Below are 19,575 nucleotides of genomic sequence, written 5' to 3' on the forward strand. Positions count from 1 at the left end.
GCGCCTATAAACATCAATTTCAACGCGGGAAAAAGGGCCAACTGCCATGCGCGGTCTTATACGAGTGATCATTTTTGTAACCGTTGTCTGGAGCGCCTATTGGTTCGTCGCCGGATTCGGATTGCGAAACGCGATTACCACATGGTTCGACAAGCAGCAGGAAAGAGGCTGGCAGGCGGAATTTTCGGATGTCTCAACCGCTGGGTATCCGTTTCATCACGTAACGCACCTGAACAGCCCGGCCCTGGCCGACCCAGTGAATGGCACGGCCTGGAGCGCGGATTGGATCGAGTTCCAAAGCCCCTCAATCTGGCCGGGTCGGCAGGTGCTGCGCTTTGCCGACACGCCTCAGCGCCTTTCCTATTTCGACCAGACCGCAACCATTGAAGCCAATGATCTGCAGGCCGAGTTGCAGTTACGGCCAGGTGTCGCGCTGGTGTTGGAAAAGATGGCACTGACCGCAGGTCCGTGGTCGATCACGGACGAAGCCGAAGCTTTGGCGGGGGGCAACACGCTTACGTTGATCATGGAGCAAACATCAATTCCTGAGGCATATACAGTCGGCGCCCGGATCGATGGGTTCACGCCAGGGGACGATCTGCGAGAGCTAATGCGGTCTGCCACAACTCTGCCTCAGGCGTTTGAAACGCTTGAGATGGACATGACAGTCACGTTCGACAAAGCCTGGGATCGAACAGCCCTAGAGCAGAGCAGACCGCAACCGGTGAAGATCGATCTGCAACTGGCCGAGATGAAGTGGGGCGAATTGCGCCTGTTTGCGGCGGGTAAGCTGGACGTTGACGCACAGGGCATTCCCTCGGGTGAAATTGCGATCAAGGCCGAGAATTGGCGGGATATGATTGCCATGGCAAACGCGGCAGGCGCTCTGCCCGATCAGGCCGTCGATCCGGTGACGCGGGCGCTGAATTTCATGGCCGGGCTGGGAGGGAATCCAAAGACGCTGGACCTGCAATTGAACTTCCGGGATGGGTTCGTGGCACTTGGTCCCCTGCCACTTGGGCCAGCGCCGCATCTGATCCTGCGCTAACGACAGTATGGCCCGCGGCGGTGGCGGGCAGTGTCCAGATGGAAATGGTCGCGGTGGTAGCGGTCGGCATTCGGCCCCAAAACGGTGCCAAACGGCCCGCACGCCCCGCGCCAGACCTTTATCAACTGGTTTTGCGACGGGTTCTTGCGCCACCCATTCAGGACCGTCACCACCTCTCCATCAGCCATTTTAAAGGCCGAGATGTCGATTGCCCGGCCCTTCCCATGTTCGGAAATGCGTGCGCCCTTGCGGTTGTTGCGTGTCCGACAAGCGTAATGCGCGGCGACCTGCAACTCGACCACAGGCCCGCGCCGCTTGAATGTCGGCTTGACCGTTTTTTCGACCCAATTGTTCAGCGCAACGGCCGTTCCACAATCCATCGTGGATGGTCGGCTTAACGTGACACCCGACACCGATGTAATCTGAACAGCGTCTTTGATACCGCAGGCCTTTATCTTGCCCGGCACTTTGCCCATCGGTTTGCCCTGAATATCAATGTCACCGCAGACCGATCCTTTTCGCAGCTTTCGCCGTTTGAAAAAGGCCTCTTGCTCAAGAGATTTCGGTCGTAGGTATGGCATAAGCGAAGTGTCCGGCCCAAGCAGTGGCAAGTTGGACGGACGGGCTGCAACGGCCAGCACCTGGGGTGAAACCGGGCGCAATTCTGGGCGCATGTTCGGCAGCGCCGTCTGCGGCGCTGCACTTAGAAAAGCGACGGCTTCCACCACCGGAGCTGCGTCGGGCCGCGACACCGGGAACAGAGAGCTTTTCGGAGAGCCCGCCTGAGAAGATGAGGCGCAAATCGCCGCCAGTCCGATCAGAAAGGTTCTCCAGCCGTGTCTCATGGGTTCGCTTTTCCCCGTCCGAAATCGGGCGCATCCGTATCCTGTCCGGCGTCGATGATCCCGCGCCGGATCGCGCGTGTGCGAGTGAAATAGTCGAATAATTGCTCGCCGTCACCTGTTCTGATTGCGCGCTGCAAGGCGAACAGCTCTTCGGTGAATCGGCCGAGGATCTCCAACGTCGCGTCTTTGTTGGTCAGGAACACGTCCCGCCACATGGTCGGGTCCGAGGCCGCGATACGGGTAAAGTCCCGAAAACCCGCGGCGGAATACTTGATGACTTCTGTATCCGTCACCCGGCGCAGGTCGTCGGCCACGCCCACCATTGTGTAAGCGATCAGGTGTGGCGCGTGCGATGTGACCGCCAGAACCAGATCGTGGTGATCCGCATCCATCTCATCCACGTTTGACCCCATGCCTTCCCACAGCGCGCGCAGACGGGCAATTGCATTCGGGTCAGAGCCTTCGACTGGAACCAGCAGGCACCAGCGGTTGTCGAACAGCTCGGCAAAACCTGACTCAGGGCCGGAGTGTTCGGTCCCGGCCAATGGGTGCGCGGGGATGAAATGCACACCTTCGGGAATATGTGGGGACACAGCTTGGATGACGTGCCGCTTAACCGATCCCACATCTGTTACCGTTGCCCCGGATTTCAGGGCTGGCGCAATATCCTCGGCAACGGCCCCCATCGCGCCAACTGGCACGCAAAGCACGACAAGGTCGGCGCCCTCAACCGCCTCTTTCGCGGTGTCACATACGCGGTCGCACAGGCCGATCTGTCGGGCCGTTTCGCGCGTAGACTCAGACCGGGCATAGCCGGTCACTTCGCCCGCAAGCCCTGCGCGTTTTATCGCCCAGAACATGGACGAGGCGATCAGGCCCAGCCCGATCAGGGCCACACGGTCGTAAACTTGGCTCATGCGACGCCCCCTTTGAACGCAGTGATGGCCGCAACAACTCGGCGACAGGCTTCTTCATCGCCCACGGTGATACGCAGGGCATTCGGCAGGTTGTAGCCCGCTACGCGACGCACGATCAAACCCTGGGTTTTGAGATACTCATCACACGCCTCAGCCTCGGCCTGATCGGCCAAGCGGGCGAGGATGAAATTGGTGCAGGACGCGTCCGAAGGTACTCCGATCTTGGCCAGTTCTTCGGACAGCCACGCCCGCAGACGCGCATTTTCGGCCTGACAGAAAGACAGAAACTCCACGTCTTTCACAGCAGCCTCTGCTGCCGCCAAAGCGGTCAAGGACAGGTTAAACGGCTGACGCACCCGGTTCAGCACATCGATGATTGACTGTGCTGCATATCCCCAGCCAACCCGCATGCCGCCCAAGCCGTAGACCTTCGAGAAGGTCCGTGTCATGATCACGTTTTCGAACTGATCCACCAGAGATGCGCCACCGTCGAACCCATCGACAAACTCGGCATATGCACCGTCTATCACCATCAGGCAGGTCGGTGGCAGCGCCTCGGCCAACCGGACCAGTTTAGCCTCGGGGATCATGGTCGAAGTCGGGTTGCCCGGGTTGGTCACGAAAACGATGCGGGTCTTCCCGGTCACCGCAGCCAGAATATTGTCGACGTCCACATGACGCTCGCGTTCGGCCACCATAATTGGCGACGCACCGGCCATGCGGGCGATGATCGGGTACATCGAAAACCCGTGCTCGGTATAAATCACCTCATCCCCCGGCCCCGCATAAGCCTGAGCGATGAATTGCAGGACCTCGTCACTGCCGACGCCGCAAATGATCCGTGCCGGGTCCAGCCCGTGACGCTCACCAATCGCCGCGCGCAGGCTGGCGTGGTCGGTGCTGGGATAACGATGCAGGGTTTCCGCGCTTTCCCGTACAGCTTCGATCGCCTTGGGGCCCGGGCCGAACGGGTTCTCGTTCGAGCTGAGCTTGATCACATGCTCCACCCCCGCCACATGCGACTGACCGCCCTGGTAGAGGGCGATGTCCATAATGCCGGGTTGTGGGGTGATCTTGTTCATAAGAGGCTCCGTTGTTGGAGCCTCTCATACCTGTCTCAACGGGTTGAGAAAAGCGGCAATTCCGTCACGCCGCCTTGAAGCGGGCCGTCGCCGGGTCCGCGTTGTAAAAGCGTGTGAATTCCTCGGTCCGGTGGGACAGGTCATTGACGCTGTCAATGATGAACTGAACCGTTTCCTCGCTCATCAGGTACGAGAAATTCAGCCGCACCCAACCGGGTTTCTTCATCTCTTCCCCGGCGGAAAGGGCGGCATGCAGTTCATTCGACGTTTCGCGGTCGATACCCAGCAGGCGATGCGCATATGGCCCGGCACAAGCACAGCCGCCACGCGCCTGAATGCCGTAAATGTCGCTGAGCATCCGGGTGAACAGTTGCTGATGCACTGGCTTGCCGGAATTGTCCCGCACAAGGAAGGAATAGATCGGCAGACGGTGCGGGTTGTCTGTGCCCAGCAAGGTCAGGTTCGGATTGTCGCCCCACCCTTTCAAGGCCATCTCGTTGTACCGCGCTTCGCGTTTGGCAATCTCGTCCGTACCGACGACATCCTTGACGATGAAGGCCAGCGCTGCGCGGATATCGCCGATCACGTTAGGCGTTCCGGCCTCTTCACGCGTTGCCAGATCTTCACTGTAATCATGCCGCCAGGGCGAAACGAAACTGACAGTGCCGCCACCGGGCCAACTGGGGCATGTGCGCCGCACCGCGTTCTCGTTGACGATCAACACACCGGACGCGCCCGGGCCACCCGGAAACTTGTGTGGGGAAACAACGATGGCGTCCTTGCGCGCATCCTCTGGCCCCATATCCATCGGCAAGTAAGGTCCACCGCCAGCGTAATCCCAGATCGAAACAGCCCCATGAGACTTGAGCAGACGGGTGATCGGATCCGGATCAGTGATGATACCCGTCACGTTGGATGCCGCCGAAAAGGACCCGATGATCAAATCAGAGTCGGCGTTCTCAACCAGTGCTTTTTCAAGCGCTGACAGATCGACACCGCCTTCCGGCGCTTCGGGGATTTCAATCACCTGCGCCTTGCTTTCGCGCCACGGCAGAATGTTGGAATGATGCTCGTAAGGCCCGATCAAGACAACCGGCCGGTCAGCCCCATCAACTCCCATCAAACTGACCAGCCGGTTAAGACCCGCAGTGGCGCCGGACCCGGTAAAGATCACCGCGTCCTCTCCCCTCGCTCCAACTATGCGGGCTATTTCTGCGCGCGCTTCGCGGCGCAGACGGGTCATGTAAGACCCGCAATAGGAGGCTTCGGTATGGCTGTTGGCATAGAAAGGCAGCACCTCGTGGGCGACAAAATCCTCAACCTGCCGCATCGCACGACCCGAAGCGACGTAATCCGCATAGACCAGCGGCACGTCCCCGTTCAGACCAGGGATCAGAACATTCTCTCCGATCAGCCCATCGCGCAGGGTTGAATTGCGAGTGGTGGATTGGAGGTCTGCGCGAAATTTGGACAAGGTCATGGGAATATCTCCGTATTGCAGTATCAAATATGATTGAGAAGCAGTGCAAAAACTTCACCTTTCTTTGGATAGATTTCTTGTTTGTTGTGTCATATGCTTCGGAATGGGCGAAAATTTAGATCATATTTACAAACGCATTCTGCGCGAGCTTCAAACAGACGCAACGCTGTCTCAGCGCGAGCTGGCGGATCGTGTCGGGTTGTCACAAAACGCTTGCTGGCGGCGGCTTAAGGCATTGAATGAGAACGGCGTCATTACCGGCTCCACCGCACGCATCGCGCGAGAGAAACTCGGGTTGAGCCTTGTGGTCTTCGTAATGCTGCGCACCCGGCATCATTCTGCAGAATGGCTGCAGGCCTTTCGCAGTCATGTTCTGACGATCCCCGAGGTTGTGGATTTCCACCGCATCGGAGGCGACTATGACTATCAATTGAAGGTCGTTACGCAGGACATGGCATCCTATGACAAGGTCTATCAGCGACTAATCGATAAGGTCGAACTGGACAGCGTGACGTCCTACTTCGCGATGGAAGCCATCGCTGAAGGGCGTCCTCTGCCGATTTGATCAGGCCTCAAACAGCGGGCGATTTTCGCGAAAGTATGGGACGACAATGGCGCGAAATGCCTCCAGCTTTGCCGAGGGCCAAACGTCCGGATGCGCGACAATCCAAATGTCTGCGTAGGGGTGCGTTTTAAACTCAGGCACCTGAACCAGCCCCTGCAGTGACCGCCCCAAAAAAACGGGCATCCTGACCACGCCCAACCCTGCCTGCGCAGCGGCGGACATAGCGACCATGTCATCAAACCGCATCTTGATACGCGATCCGGGGCGTGACGCGCGAACATGTTCAGGCAGGTCCTGCCGACGTTCGTAAACCAACCAATCCACGACGCCCTCTGGGTCATTGGCAATTCGCTCGGCCAGTTCAGGTGCGGCAAAGCTGGCCGCATGTTGCTCGGCCAGGCGCAAGCCTTTCAATGTATCGCCAGGATTGCGACTGATACGGATGGCGATATCGGCCTCGCGCTTGTTGAGGTCGAGGATCTCGTTAGCCGCTCGGACCCGCAGGGTAACGTCGGGATGCTGTTTGCTGAACGCATCCAAAACCGGAGCCAAAACCTGCGCGATCAGCAGCTGGGGCGCGGTTAGCGTCAGCTCTCCTTCCAGCTTTTCGTCGCGGCCGGACAACCCGCGCAGCATGGCATGCTCTGCGCTCTCCATCTCGGCCGCATGGCGGGCAACCAGTTTGCCCGCCTCAGTAGGCCGATACCCGTCAGCCAATCGTTCGAACAAGACCTCTCCTGTCGCGCTCTCTGCCCGGGAAATGCGGCGCGCAACGGTGGTATAGTTTACGCCCAGATCCTCAGCGGCAGCAGACAAGGTCCGCCTGCGAACAACCGTCAAAACAGCGCGATAATCATCCCAGTGCATATTCATACGTGCAAAATCGCATACGAAGGATGCAAAAGCACGCGTTTTCGCAGGCCAACACGAAACCTAGCTTTGTATCACGTAATTGAGGACAAAAACCATGATCTACGCATACGCCAAACTCACAGTAGAAAACCCCGATGCTCTGGCCGCCTATCGCGAGCAGGCAGGCCCCGCCCTGGCCCGTCACGGCGGCAAGGTCGAACAGGCCACAGCCGACACAACAGCGTTGGACGGCACCCCCGATTTGCCCGACGTTGCAGCCCTTCTGTCCTTTCCGGACAAGGACGCAGCACTTGGCTGGATCAACGACCCGGAACTGAAAGACGTGCACGATCTGCGCCGCAGCACCGGCGCGTCGGATATCGTATTGCTGGGCTGAAAAGAAAAAGAGCCGCGCTGGGTAGCGCGGCTCTGAATTCCAGTCGGATCGGCGAAGATCAGTTCTTCGCGTAGAATTCGACGACCAGGTTCGGTTCCATCATGACCGGGTAAGGCACATCGCCCAGGCCCGGTGCACGAACGAAGGTCGCGGTCATTTTCGAGTGGTCGGCGTCGATGTAGTCAGGAACATCACGCTCGGCCAGAGCAACTGCTTCCAGAACAACAGCCAGTTGCTTGGACTTGTCACGTACTTCGATCACGTCGCCTTCTTTGACGCGGTAGGACGGGATGTTGACCCGCTTGCCGTTCACTTTGACGTGGCCGTGGTTCACGAACTGACGTGCAGCAAACACGGTCGGGACGAACTTGGCGCGGTAAACGACGGCGTCCAGACGGCGCTCCAGCAGACCGATCAGGTTTTCACCGGTGTCGCCTTTGACACGCTCGGCTTCGGCGTAGATGCGGCGGAACTGCTTCTCGGTCAGGTCGCCGTAGTAGCCTTTCAGCTTCTGCTTGGCGCGCAGCTGCAGACCGAAGTCCGACAGTTTGCCCTTGCGGCGCTGACCGTGCTGGCCGGGGCCATATTCACGACGGTTGATCGGGGATTTCGGACGGCCCCAGATGTTTTCGCCCATCCGGCGGTCGATTTTGTACTTGGCAGACGTGCGTTTGGTCACGGCTGATCTCCTTCGTTTAGGTCGAGGCCAGTTCAGGCCACTATGAAGGGCGTTGTCCTCTTGAGGTTTCCCCCATGACAGGCATCCCCTTGCGGGGGCCACCAACACCAATGAAGCCGCGCTTATATCTGCAGAACTGGCAGAGTCAACACGGCTTGGGAAGTTTAGCTATATGTTCAAAGAACCGATCGGCTCGTGCGCTCAGTCCGCCATGGTCCTGGCACGAACGGCAGGACGATCAACCGATTTTTCCCAGTCCCCGTCAGACCGCGCCCGCGTCGGGAACGCGACGACAGTTCGATCCAGCTGAATAGAATCGCTTTGATTTTCAAACTCGGTATACGCGCCGATCCAGAATTCCTGATCTCGGGCAGGACATCCGTCTTCGAAAACCAGCACAGGATCTGCCTCGCCGGTGACCAAGTACAGATGCCCTGTAAACGTCTGCGCTCCGTTGGTCAGAACGACAACAGCCATTGCGCCATCAGCCACTTCAAGCGACGGCACTAAGCTTTTCAACATTTTTTCGGTGATTTCTTGGGCCTGCCCCGACAGCGCAAGACTGTGTGGGGAGGATTCAGTCAACGAATGGGCCTGTCCACGCCACGACCATGCGGCACCAACCTTCAAAAAAGACTGAGGCGCAGCCTCAAGCCCATCCAACTCTGTCTGCGTCCACGAAATGGCTATACGACCGCTATGCCCGGCTCTCATTGTGCCCGCCTGTACCTTTCAACAAATCACTGCTCACTGAACTACACTTATCAGGGCAGATTCTGGCGGAAAAGAGACGGAAATGCAGCAATCACGAAAATGTTGCCGGAGAGTCATTTCACAATGAGACTCCGGCAATACGCAATACAACCCTAGGGAGATAACGACAGAGTCGTCAACCACATTTTGAGTGTCCGCAGCTGCGGCAGGTCATGCAGCCCTCGATCATCACCATATCAAACTGGCCGCAAGACGGGCAGGCCTTACCGCGAGGCGCGTCCATGTTGACGACCTGAGCCTGCGGATCGGACTTCAACCCCATGCCTTCACCTTCAAGAAAGCCAATATTGATCATGTGTTGCTCGATCACGCCACCAATCGCTGCCAGAATCGAAGGGATGTATTTTCCTTGCACCCATGCACCGCCCCGCGGATCGAACACAGCCTTCAGTTCTTCGACGACAAAGGACACATCTCCACCCCGCCGAAAGACGGCCGAGATCATCCGCGTTAGCGCCAAAGTCCAGGCGTAGTGCTCCATGTTCTTAGAGTTGATGAACACCTCGAACGGGCGACGACGGCCGCCGATCACAATATCATTGATCGTCAGGTAAATCGCGTGCTCGCTATCGGGCCATTTCAGCTTGTAGGTTGACCCTTCCAGCGATTGCGGACGGTCCAACGGCTCCGACATGTAAATCACGTCTCCGCCGTCCACCCCATGCGGGGCATCGGCGCTTTCTCCCGGTGCCTTGTCATCGCTCTCCGACACTGTCAGGACCGATCCGGTCACATCATTGGGACGATAGGTGGTGCACCCTTTGCATCCCTGATCCCAGGCCTGCATGTAAACATCCTTAAAGGCGTCAAAGCTGATGTCCTCAGGGCAGTTGATCGTCTTCGAGATCGAGCTGTCGATCCATTTCTGCGCCGCCGCCTGCATCTTGACGTGATCGGATGGGGACAGCGTCTGTGCGTTGACGAAGTAATCCGGCAGATCCGTGTCGCCAAACTTGTCGCGCCACATCTGCACGGCGTAATCCACGACTTCCTCTTCCGTACGCGAACCGTCTTTCTGCAGCACTTTCCGTGTGTAGGCATAGGCAAACACCGGCTCGATCCCCGAAGACACATTCCCGGCATAAAGCGAGATCGTCCCGGTGGGCGCAATCGACGTCAACAACGCGTTGCGGATACCATGTTCACGAATTGCGTCGCGCACGTCTTCATCCATTTGCTGCATGGTCCCGCTGGCCAGATACTTCTCGGCGTCGAACAAGGGGAACGCCCCCTTTTCCTTTGCCAAGTCGACCGACGCCAGATACGCGGCGCGGGCGATCGCGTGCAACCAGCGCTCTGTCTGACGCGCCGCTTCGTCCGACCCATAGCGCAGACCCAACATCAGCAGAGCGTCCGCCAGCCCGGTCACACCCAAACCGATACGGCGTTTGGCCTGCGCCTCAGCGGCTTGTTCGGGCAGCGGGAATTTCGACGCATCCACAACGTTGTCCATCATCCGGACAGCCGTGGCGACCAATTCCTGCATCGCGGCTTCGTCCAGATGTGCGCCCTTCTCAAACGGCTCCGCGACCAGACGCGCCATATTGATCGAGCCCAGAAGACAGGCACCATAAGGCGGCAAAGGTTGCTCGCCACAGGGGTTCGTCGCCGCGATGGTTTCCACGTAACTAAGGTTGTTGGCCGTGTTGATGCGGTCGATGAAAATCACGCCCGGTTCGGCATAGTCATAGGTTGCCTGCATGATCTTGTTCCACAGATCACGCGCCTGAACCGTGTGATAAACCTTGTCTCCGAACACCAGTTCCCACGGGCCATCGGCCTTGACCGCCTCCATAAAGGCGTCCGTCACCAGCACCGACATATTGAACATACGCAGGCGGGCCGGATCGGATTTGGCGGTGATGAAGTGTTCGATGTCAGGGTGGTCGCAGCGCATAGTAGCCATCATCGCCCCGCGGCGCGAACCTGCGGACATGATCGTGCGGCACATCGCGTCCCACACATCCATGAACGACAGCGGACCTGAAGCATCTGCTGCTACCCCGTGCACATCCGCGCCACGAGGGCGGATGGTCGAGAAATCATAACCGATCCCCCCACCCTGCTGCATGGTCAGCGCGGCCTCTTTCAACATGTCGAAGATACCGCCCATGCTATCGGGAACGGTGCCCATGACAAAGCAATTGAACAGGGTCACCTGACGCGCCGTACCCGCACCCGCAGTGATACGACCGGCGGGGAGGTATTTGAAGTCTTCAAGCGCTTCGTAGAATTTCTCTTCCCAATGGCCCTGATCCTTTTCTACCCGCGCCAGATCGCGGGCGATGCGCCGCCAGCTGTCCTCGACGGTCTGGTCGATGGGCGTGCCATCCGCCTGTTTGAAGCGGTATTTCATGTCCCAGATCTGCTCGGCGATGGGGGCGGCAAAGCGGCTCATTGGTGATTCCCTGTCTTGAAAGAGGTATCCAGACTATCCCAATTCACATGCGCACCACAACACCTTGATGACAGCCACCAGAAAGCTACAATATAAAGATGGGCCTCGGGACGACTCTGTGGGAAAGCTGTGGATAACTACATAAACCTCATAAAACTATCGGTCGGATCGGAAAGCGTCGACACGCTGATTGCGTGGCAGGACAGCCGTAAGCCGCTGTATGAGGACGGGTGCCCGCGCCACGTCACCCGCATGTGGCCCAAGCGCGAGGCCGAGATTCTGAACGGCGGATCAATCTACTGGGTGATCAAGGGCGTCGTCCAGTGTCGTCAAAAGATTCTGCGACTGGATGAAGTGCGCGGCGAAGACGGCATCCGCCGCTGCGCCATCGTGCTCGACCCCGAAGTGCACCGCACGCAGAACGCTTTGAAACGCCCATTCCAGGGCTGGCGATACCTTAAACCGGAGGACACGCCTGCCGATCTTCCCAAAGGACGGGCAGAGGACGATTCTCTGCCCGATGATCTGAACCGCGCATTGGCGGAGATCGGCGTGCTGTAATCAGCTCAGCCGATCCAATAGTTCAGACAGAACCTCTTTATCACCCGCATCGTAAGCAGCTACACGACTACGCCACAGTGTTGCCTGTGATTGCAGGATCAGACCGTCCGACAGGATCTTGAGGTGGTTGGCCCGCAAAGTCTCACCGGTCGAGGTGATATCGGCAATCGCTTCGGCGGTTTCGTTCATCACGGTGCCTTCAGTCGCGCCCTGGCTGTCGATTAACGTGTAGTCGGCAACGCCCGCATCGGTCAGAAACTCTCGCACCAGACGGTGGTATTTGGTGGCAATCCTCAACCGGTGGCCATGGGTCTTTCGAAACGCGGCGGCTGCGGCATCGAGATCGTCCAGCGTATCAACGTCGACCCAGCAGGCAGGCGTCGCGATGATCAGATCCGCTTTGCCGAACCCAAGTTGCGATATCTCTTCGATCTGCTGCTCCCAGCGCGGCAGTTTCTCTTGCACCAGATCAGTTCCGGTGACACCCATGTGAATGCGACCCGCGGCCAGTTCCCGAGGGATTTCACCCGCAGACAGCAGGATCAGCGAGACACCATCAATCCCCTCGACCCTGCCTGCGTACTCCCGGTCCGATCCGCTGCGCGAAAGGGTGATGCCGCGCTTTTCGAACCACGAAAAGGTTTTCTCCATCAACCGGCCTTTGGAGGGCACGCCAAGTTTCAGGCTCATTTCGCGTCCTCCTCGATTTCCAGCATCAGGTCCGGGCGCAGAACACCACCAACGGCCGGAATTTCCGCCCCGTTGCCCAATTGCCGGGTCAGCGCATCATAGCGCCCGCCCGTGGCAATCGGCGGCAGGTCCGGACGACCTTCAGCATAAAACCCAAAGACAAACCCGTCATAATACTCCATGGACGTGCGCCCGTATGCAGCCTCGAAATCGAGCGTCTCGACTTCCACGCCGCGTGCCTGAAGGGCCGCAATTCTGGCCTCGAGCCTGTCCAGCGCCGGAGTGATCTGTGGTAAGTCGACGGCCACATCCCGCAACTGCTCCAGCGCGAAGGGCATAGTTTCCCGCACTGCCAAAAGCGACTCGAGCCCCGCGAGTTCGTTATCCGAAATCGGTGGCGTCTCGCGATCTTCGCGCAATGCTTCGATACGGGCTTCAATCTCGGCAGCGCGTCTTTTTCCGATCATCGGCGCGTCAAACCCCATGGGGTCCGCTGCATCCAGCAGTTTTGCGCGGTGTTCCGGCTCGGGTTTTCGCCCGGCAAAGCGATCCAGCAGGATACGGAACCGGCGTGGACGCCACAGGTGGCGCATCAAAGCCGCTTTACGGCGATCCGTGGTGCGAAGACCCTGAACAGCCGCAGTCAGAATGCCAATATCGCCGGTGGCCGCGCGCAGGGGCAAACCCCGCAATTGCAGAGCAAACAGCGAAAACACCTCGGCATCCGCCCCCGCCGGATCGTCCCGGTCAAAGACCTCGTACCCGACCTGAATGTACTCATTGGACCGGTCTGGGTCGTGTTCCTGTCGGCGGAAAACTTCGCCCGAATAGGTGTAACGCGCCGGCTCGGCCCCTTCCGTCATGTGCATTTGCACAACCGGCAGCGTGAAGTCGGGGCGCAGCATCTGCTCGCCGCGCAAGGCGTCCGACGTCACATAGGCACGGGCACGAATGTCTTCGCCGTAGAGGTCCAGCAGCATTTCCGCCGGCTGCAGCAAAGGCGTATCCACGACCTGTGCGCCTGCGGCCTCGAACCGGACACGCATCATCGCGGCGCGGGCCTGTATCTGAGAACGGTTGGGCATGGATCAGTCCTGACTGTCCAGAATTTCGCGCACCTTGGAAACCAGATCACCGCGCGGCACTTCAAACTGACTGGGGCGTTCTTTCCATTCCTCCAGAGTGGCGCTTTCGGCAATCTTTGCGCCAAGGATCAGGTCCTTGATCTGCACGATCCCATTGGCCTTTTCATCGCCGCCTTCGATCACCGCAATCGGAGAGTTCCGCTTGTCCGCATACTTCAACTGATTGCCAAAGTTCTTGGGGTTGCCCAAGTAGACCTCGGCCCGGATGCCTGCGTTGCGCAGTTCCGCCACCATCGCCTGATAGTCAGCCATGCGGTCGCGGTCCATTACGGTGACAACAACGGGGCCGGTGGCCTGCGCGGCGATCCGGCCCTTTTCGCGTAGAGCTGCCAGCAAACGGTCAACACCGATAGACACGCCGACAGAAGGTACGGGCTGACCAGTAAAGCGTTTTACCAAGTCGTCGTAACGTCCACCACCGGCGACTGAGCCAAATTGCCTCTTGCGCCCCTTCTCATCGAAAACATCGAAGGTTAGCTCAGCTTCAAATACAGGCCCAGTGTAGTATCCCAAGCCACGCACAACAGCTGGGTCTATTTTAATCCGGTCAGGACCGTAGCCTTGTGCGTAGAGTAAATCTACAATCTCACTAAGCTCGTCTACACCTTGTTCACCTTCCTCGGAACCTCGAACCAGCTCTCCTAGGACGCTAATTGCGGCAATATTCCAGTAGTGATTTTCGGGTGACGGATTGTTGGGGTGGGGTGCATACAGCGCAGCGACTAACCTAGTGGATTGGCTAATCTTATTCCCCTTATCCAAAGAAACCGTGGTGGCACCAACACCGTCTTCAATTTGGCTTTCGACAAGCGCCCTTATTTCCTCCTGTTTCTCAGCGACGAGACCAGGAGCGAGCACAAACGACATTATGGTTTCGATTTGATGAAGATTTAGCCCAGCTCCACTTGTGAAATCACCACTTCCATCCTTGCGCCCTTCTCCCAGAAGTGAACGCACTCCTTCTGCGCCTAGCCTATCGAATTTGTCGATAGCCCGCAGGACAATTCCCCGCTCTGTCTCAAAAGCTCCCGGATTTTGCTTATCGAATAAGCCAGCAATCTCCATAACGCCGTTCAGAACTTTGCGGTTGTTGACGCGCACCAGATAGTCACCGCGAGGGATACCCACGGTCTCCAGTGTGTCCGACAGCATGGCGCAAATCTCGGCGTCTGCGGCCATCGAGGCCGTGCCGACCGTATCCGCATCACACTGATAGAACTGGCGATACCGACCCGGTCCGGGCTTTTCGTTGCGCCACACCGGCCCCATCGCATAGCGGCGATACGGCGTCGGCAGATCGTTGCGGTGCTGCGCATAGACACGCGCCAAAGGCGCGGTCAGGTCATACCGCAGCGCCATCCAGTCGCCCTTGTCGTTCTCATCGACCTCCTGCCACGCAAACACGCCTTCGTTCGGGCGATCCACGTCGGGCAGGAACTTGCCCAACGCCTCAACGGTTTCCACCGCGCTGCTTTCCAGAGCGTCGAACCCGTAACGATGATAGACGTTCGCAATGGCCCGCAGCATCTCGGTGCGCTGCGTGACTTCCTGGCCGAAATAGTCGCGGAACCCTTTGGGCGTAATTGCCTTGGGGCGGGGCTGTTTCTTGGGCTTGGCCATGTGGGGCGTCCTTCGAGGGTCATGTTCCGCGCGCGGTCTATCCCATGGCCCGCATCGGGGCAAGGCGCGCTTTCGCTGGCCACGGCGTCACAGGGTCGCTATGACCAGCCCGAGATACAGGAGTCGCCCATGCAGCATCTGGAAGAACAGATCGCCCATCTGACCCGCACAGTTGAAGAGCTGAACACGGTCGTCACCCGCCAACAAGGCGAAATCGACCGCCTGACCCGCCGGGTCGAGATGTTACTGCAGCGTGAGGCCGAACGGGCGCAGGAAGGGTCCGGCGGGGTCGTATTCGGAGACGAACGCCCGCCGCATTATTGAACGTTCAAAATCCCAGCGTTGTTTTCACTGCGTTATCCACCACTCCGCCCAAAAGGGCATCCTTATCCGCGGCGCATCCTTCTGACAGCGCGGCAATGAATGCCTCACGCAGTTGAGCCTTTTCCTCATCCGTGGTCGCATGATCTTCGATATTGATCTGGCGATTGTAGAGAGATAGGGCCGTCATCTTTCCGACAACGGCCACAACAAAGGCTTCGTCACCATCCGCCTCTTCGGCAATCGAGGCGCAGGTATAGTGCATCACAGGCAAGGCGTCTTGCACCATCTGGTCAGCCTCGTCATCAGCCATCGCCACACTCGGAGCCGCCAGAATTGCGGCGAACACGGACATTCTGAGATTAAAATACCGCATCGCCATCACTTCCAGTTATGTCCGATAATAGCCCCGGCCACGCCGCCGATCGCCGCGCCCTTGCCGTCACCGATCAGCGCACCAACACCCGCGCCGACCACCGCGCCCTTGATTGTGTTTTCTTTCTTTTTGTCATCCGCCATCCCGGCCGATGCCATCGCCACCGTTGCCGCCGCGGCGAAAGTCAGTGTTCTGAAACCAATGCGTGAAATCGTCATATCGGTGCCCTCCTGTGGCATGACCCAATAAGATATAAGAGTCAGCCTAGCCGGGCGAATTCGTTGTGGCAACAAAACGATAGCTTAGATTTCCTCGACCGACATAACGCCGTCCAGCGATTTGATCGCCCCTTTGATCTGCGGGTTGATCGGAAAGTCCTGACCGAGGTCCATCTCGACATCTCCTGGCAGTCCGGGATCAAGCAGGCAAAGATGGATCGGCCCTTTTGCCGCCCCTTTGGCGGCACCTGCTGCGTCTTCCAGAACTTTGGCAACGGTTGGCAGCACCTGCGGCTCATCAACAAAAATGCGCAATCCGGTTGCGCCAGCCTCGGCCACAACCGAGTCCACCGGCCCGACCGAGCGCCCCAGCAGCTTGAGCTGATCTGCCTCCATCGTTGCCTCGGCAGTCAGGACAACTTGCGCGCCGGTTTCCAGAAACTCGCGTGATTTCTCCAAGGTTTCCGAGAACAGTGTCACCTCGTAAGCACCGGTCGGATCCGATAGCTGTGCAAAGGCGAACCGGTTGCCGCGCGCGGATTTGCGTTCCTGTCGCCCCGCGACGACACCCGCCATCTTGGCGATCAACGGACCGGAACGCGCCTTTTCGGTCACTTCGTCCAGCGTCAGAACCTGTTTGCGCTTCAGCGCGGGCATGTAGTCGTCCAGCGGGTGGCCGGAAAGGTAAAAACCGATGGCCTTGAACTCTTCGCTTAGGCGCTCTGCCGGCAACCAATCCGGCGTTGGCGAAAGGCGTGGTTCTGGCAGGTCGTCGCCTGCCTCACCGAACAAAGAGACCTGGTTTGAATTCTTCTGATCGTGGATCGCAGCCGAGTATTGCACCAACTGCTCAAGGCTTTCGAAGACACGGCGACGGTTCTTGTCGAGTTGGTCGAAAGCCCCCGCGCGCGCCATCATCTCAAGCGGGCGCTTGCCGACCTTCTTCAGATCAACCCGGCGGGCGAAGTCGAACAGGTTCACGAACGGTTTATCCTCGCGGCCTTCGACCACAAGGTTCATAGCCTCAACGCCTACGTTCTTGAGTGCGCCCAGCGCGTATACCAGATGTCCATCGACCACGTCGAATGTCGCCAGCGAGCGGTTCACGCATGGCGGCACATAGGGCAACTCCAGCCCCTTGCGGACCTCTTCAAAATAGACCGCCAGCTTGTCGGTCAGGTGGATATCGCAGTTCATGACGCCTGCCATGAACTCGACCGGGTGGTTCGCCTTTAGCCAGCCCGTCTGATAGCTGACGACCGCATAGGCGGCCGCGTGGGATTTGTTGAAGCCGTAGTTGGCGAATTTTTCCAGCAGGTCGAAAACCTCGGAGGCCTTCTTGGCATCCACGCCATTCTCGCCCGCGCCCTTTTCGAATTTCGGGCGTTCGGCGTCCATCGCCTCTTTGATCTTCTTACCCATCGCGCGGCGCAGCAGATCAGCACCGCCGAGGCTGTACCCGGCCATGACCTGCGCGATCTGCATCACCTGTTCCTGATAAACGATGATGCCCTGGGTTTCCTCAAGGATGTGATCGATCAACGGATGTACGGATTCGATCTTACGAAGGCCGTTCTTGACCTCGCAATAGGTCGGAATGTTCTCCATCGGGCCGGGACGGTACAGCGCCACAAGGGCCACGATATCCTCGATACAGGTGGGCTTCATGCGCTTGAGTGCATCCATCATGCCCGAGCTTTCCACCTGGAACACCGCCACTGTCTTGGCCGCCGAATACAGCTTGTACGTCGCCTCATCATCCAGAGGGATAGCGTTGATCTGGTTCTCAGCCCCTTCTGCGGGTTCGTAGAGTTCGGTGCCGTCCGCCGCCACGTGCAAGGGTCGCCCGGACTTGAAGATGATATCCATAGCGTTCTGGATCACCGTCAGCGTCTTCAGACCCAGAAAGTCGAACTTCACCAGCCCGGCCTGTTCGACCCACTTCATGTTGAACTGGGTGGCAGGCATGTCGGACCGCGGGTCCTGATAGAGTGGCACCAGCGCGTCCAGCGGACGGTCCCCAATCACAACCCCTGCGGCGTGGGTCGAAGCGTTTCTCAGCAACCCTTCGACCTGCTGGCCGTAGGTTAACAGACGGTCGACGACCTCTTCATTGCGTGCCTCTTCGCGTAGACGAGGTTCGTCTTTCAGGGCTTTTTCGATGGAGACAGGCTTTACGCCCTCGACCGGGATCATCTTGGACAAACGGTCGACCTGCCCATAGGGCATCTGCAAAACCCGACCGATATCGCGCACGGCCGCCTTCGACAGCAACGCACCGAAGGTGATGATCTGCCCCACCTTGTCGCGCCCGTATTTCTGCTGCACGTAACGGATCACTTCCTCTCGGCGATCCATGCAGAAGTCGATATCGAAGTCGGGCATCGAGACCCGTTCGGGGTTCAGGAACCGTTCGAACAGCAGCGAATACCGCAGCGGGTCAAGGTCGGTGATCGTTAGCGCATAGGCCACCAACGAGCCCGCGCCCGAACCCCGGCCCGGCCCCACCGGAATATCTTCGTCTTTTGCCCATTGGATAAAGTCCGCAACGATCAGGAAGTAACCCGGGAAACCCATCCCTTCAATGATGTCGAGCTCAAAGTCCAACCGCTCCTGATACTCTTCTGGCGTGACCGCATGAGGGATCACGGCCAGACGTTTCTGCAAGCCCTCATTGGCGATGCGGCGCAACTCGGCGACCTCGTCATCAGCAAACTTTGGCAGGATCGGATCGCGGCGATAGGCCATGAAGGCGCAACGCTTGGCGATCTCAACCGTGTTCTCAATCGCCTCGGGCAGATCGGCGAACAATGTCACCATCTCCTGCTGCGACTTGAAATAATGCTGAGCGGTCAGGCGACGGCGACCGTCCTGCTGGTCGACATAGGCCCCTTCGGCGATGCAGATCAGCGCGTCATGCGCCTCGTACATATCCGTAGTCGGGAAATAGACGTCATTGGTTGCGACCAGTGGCAGATTCTTGGCATAGGCCATCTCGACATGGCCACGCTCGGACAGGCGTTCGGCTTCAGGCTGGCCACCTTCGCCCGGATGCCGCTGGAGTTCGATATACAAGCGATCCGGGAACATCCTCGCCAATCGGTCCACGAGGGCTTCAGCAGCGGGGCGCTGCCCCTGTTGCAGCAGCATACCAACCGGCCCATCCGGACCTCCGGACAAACAGATCAAACCGTCGGACCGATCCGCCAGTTCCTCCAACGTGACCTGCGGCAACTGCCCACCTTTATCGACATACAGGCACGAACTCAGCTTCATCAGGTTTTCGTACCCAACCTCGGACTGCGCCAGCAGTACCAGCGGCGCCGGGGCCTTGGGCTTTTCGCCCGGCTGGGCCTGCACGTACGTCAGATCAACCTGGCACCCCATGATCGGCTGGACACCTGCCCCGCTAGCGGTCACCGAAAATTCCAGCGCCGAAAACATGCTGTTGGTGTCAGTTACCGCAACGGCGGGCATTTCCATCTTTTCACACAAACCGGGCAGCTTTTTTAGCCGCACGGCGCCTTCCAGCAGGGAATATTCGGTGTGAACGCGGAGGTGAATGAATCGTGGAGTACTGCTCATGACCGCCACGCTATCGCAGCAG

19 protein-coding genes are annotated in these 19,575 nt (G+C 58.6%); 5 read left to right on the forward strand and 14 right to left on the reverse strand.

Features of this window, described 5'->3' with window-relative positions:
- Positions 1-46 precede the first annotated feature (46 nt).
- The gene (locus MHN28_RS07225; RefSeq protein ID WP_239337498.1) at positions 47-1,048 is read left to right on the forward strand and encodes a DUF2125 domain-containing protein; all 1,002 of its coding nucleotides are present in this window, start codon (positions 47-49) and stop codon (positions 1,046-1,048) included.
- On the opposite strand, the gene MHN28_RS07230 is transcribed toward MHN28_RS07225, so the two are convergent.
- The 4 genes from MHN28_RS07230 to MHN28_RS07245 form a co-directional block, all read right to left on the reverse strand.
- Complete coding sequence (locus MHN28_RS07230) at positions 1,045-1,893, reverse strand: extensin family protein (protein ID WP_239337500.1); 849 nt, start codon at positions 1,891-1,893, stop codon at positions 1,045-1,047. The genes MHN28_RS07225 and MHN28_RS07230 overlap by 4 nt on opposite strands.
- The gene (locus tag MHN28_RS07235; RefSeq protein WP_239337502.1) at positions 1,890-2,810 is read right to left on the reverse strand and encodes a prephenate/arogenate dehydrogenase family protein; all 921 of its coding nucleotides are present in this window, start codon (positions 2,808-2,810) and stop codon (positions 1,890-1,892) included. Before MHN28_RS07235 ends, MHN28_RS07230 begins: the two co-directional genes overlap by 4 nt.
- Complete coding sequence (gene hisC / locus MHN28_RS07240; RefSeq protein ID WP_239337503.1) at positions 2,807-3,892, reverse strand: histidinol-phosphate transaminase; 1,086 nt, start codon at positions 3,890-3,892, stop codon at positions 2,807-2,809. Before hisC ends, MHN28_RS07235 begins: the two co-directional genes overlap by 4 nt.
- Positions 3,893-3,956: 64 nt before the next feature.
- Positions 3,957-5,372, reverse strand: a complete 1,416-nt coding sequence (locus MHN28_RS07245; protein WP_239337505.1) for an aminotransferase class V-fold PLP-dependent enzyme — start codon at positions 5,370-5,372, stop codon at positions 3,957-3,959.
- 103 nt (positions 5,373-5,475) lie between these two features.
- Between MHN28_RS07245 and MHN28_RS07250 the strand changes: the two genes are divergently transcribed.
- Positions 5,476-5,937, forward strand: coding sequence for an Lrp/AsnC family transcriptional regulator (locus MHN28_RS07250; RefSeq protein WP_239337506.1), 462 nt, complete (start codon positions 5,476-5,478; stop codon positions 5,935-5,937).
- On the opposite strand, the gene MHN28_RS07255 is transcribed toward MHN28_RS07250, so the two are convergent.
- On the reverse strand, positions 5,938-6,810 hold the full coding sequence (locus MHN28_RS07255; protein ID WP_239337507.1) for a LysR family transcriptional regulator: 873 nt from the start codon (positions 6,808-6,810) through the stop codon (positions 5,938-5,940). It lies immediately after the preceding gene.
- A 94-nt stretch (positions 6,811-6,904) separates the two neighbouring features.
- Between MHN28_RS07255 and MHN28_RS07260 the strand changes: the two genes are divergently transcribed.
- Complete coding sequence (locus tag MHN28_RS07260) at positions 6,905-7,186, forward strand: DUF1330 domain-containing protein (RefSeq protein ID WP_239337509.1); 282 nt, start codon at positions 6,905-6,907, stop codon at positions 7,184-7,186.
- 58 nt (positions 7,187-7,244) lie between these two features.
- On the opposite strand, the gene rpsD is transcribed toward MHN28_RS07260, so the two are convergent.
- The 3 genes from rpsD to MHN28_RS07275 form a co-directional block, all read right to left on the reverse strand.
- A complete protein-coding gene (gene rpsD / locus MHN28_RS07265; RefSeq protein ID WP_170763724.1) occupies positions 7,245-7,865 on the reverse strand; it encodes a 30S ribosomal protein S4 in 621 nt (206 codons plus the stop codon).
- Positions 7,866-8,066: 201 nt separating this feature from the next.
- The gene (locus MHN28_RS07270) at positions 8,067-8,579 is read right to left on the reverse strand and encodes a hypothetical protein (RefSeq protein ID WP_239337511.1); all 513 of its coding nucleotides are present in this window, start codon (positions 8,577-8,579) and stop codon (positions 8,067-8,069) included.
- 175 nt (positions 8,580-8,754) lie between these two features.
- On the reverse strand, positions 8,755-11,037 hold the full coding sequence (locus MHN28_RS07275; RefSeq protein WP_239337513.1) for an adenosylcobalamin-dependent ribonucleoside-diphosphate reductase: 2,283 nt from the start codon (positions 11,035-11,037) through the stop codon (positions 8,755-8,757).
- A gap of 129 nt (positions 11,038-11,166) precedes the next feature.
- On the opposite strand from MHN28_RS07275, the gene MHN28_RS07280 reads away from it, so the two are divergent.
- Positions 11,167-11,598 carry a DUF1489 domain-containing protein gene (locus tag MHN28_RS07280; protein WP_239337515.1) on the forward strand — a complete coding sequence of 144 codons (432 nt, stop codon included), beginning with the start codon at positions 11,167-11,169 and terminating at the stop codon, positions 11,596-11,598.
- On the opposite strand, the gene hisG is transcribed toward MHN28_RS07280, so the two are convergent.
- The 3 genes from hisG to hisS are packed head-to-tail and all read right to left on the reverse strand — an operon-like array spanning position 11,599 to position 15,053.
- Positions 11,599-12,288, reverse strand: a complete 690-nt coding sequence (gene hisG, locus MHN28_RS07285) for an ATP phosphoribosyltransferase (protein WP_239337517.1) — start codon at positions 12,286-12,288, stop codon at positions 11,599-11,601.
- Entirely contained in the window at positions 12,285-13,373 is a 1,089-nt protein-coding gene (locus tag MHN28_RS07290; RefSeq protein ID WP_239337520.1) for an ATP phosphoribosyltransferase regulatory subunit, read from the reverse strand. The genes hisG and MHN28_RS07290 overlap by 4 nt, the downstream gene beginning before the upstream one ends.
- Before the next feature lie 3 nt (positions 13,374-13,376).
- On the reverse strand, positions 13,377-15,053 hold the full coding sequence (gene hisS / locus MHN28_RS07295; RefSeq protein ID WP_239337522.1) for a histidine--tRNA ligase: 1,677 nt from the start codon (positions 15,051-15,053) through the stop codon (positions 13,377-13,379).
- A gap of 129 nt (positions 15,054-15,182) precedes the next feature.
- On the opposite strand from hisS, the gene MHN28_RS07300 reads away from it, so the two are divergent.
- Positions 15,183-15,377 carry a SlyX family protein gene (locus MHN28_RS07300; RefSeq protein WP_170573549.1) on the forward strand — a complete coding sequence of 65 codons (195 nt, stop codon included), beginning with the start codon at positions 15,183-15,185 and terminating at the stop codon, positions 15,375-15,377.
- Positions 15,378-15,381: 4 nt separating this feature from the next.
- Here the strand turns inward: MHN28_RS07300 and MHN28_RS07305 are convergent, their stop codons facing one another.
- The 3 genes from MHN28_RS07305 to dnaE form a co-directional block, all read right to left on the reverse strand.
- The gene (locus MHN28_RS07305) at positions 15,382-15,750 is read right to left on the reverse strand and encodes a hypothetical protein (protein ID WP_239337524.1); all 369 of its coding nucleotides are present in this window, start codon (positions 15,748-15,750) and stop codon (positions 15,382-15,384) included.
- 5 nt (positions 15,751-15,755) lie between these two features.
- Positions 15,756-15,968, reverse strand: coding sequence for a YMGG-like glycine zipper-containing protein (locus MHN28_RS07310; RefSeq protein ID WP_239337526.1), 213 nt, complete (start codon positions 15,966-15,968; stop codon positions 15,756-15,758).
- A gap of 84 nt (positions 15,969-16,052) precedes the next feature.
- On the reverse strand, positions 16,053-19,553 hold the full coding sequence (dnaE, locus tag MHN28_RS07315) for a DNA polymerase III subunit alpha (RefSeq protein ID WP_239337527.1): 3,501 nt from the start codon (positions 19,551-19,553) through the stop codon (positions 16,053-16,055).
- Positions 19,554-19,575: the final 22 nt, after the last annotated feature.

The sequence above is a fragment of the Ruegeria sp. Ofav3-42 genome (assembly GCF_022347725.1).
GTDB lineage: Bacteria > Pseudomonadota > Alphaproteobacteria > Rhodobacterales > Rhodobacteraceae > Ruegeria.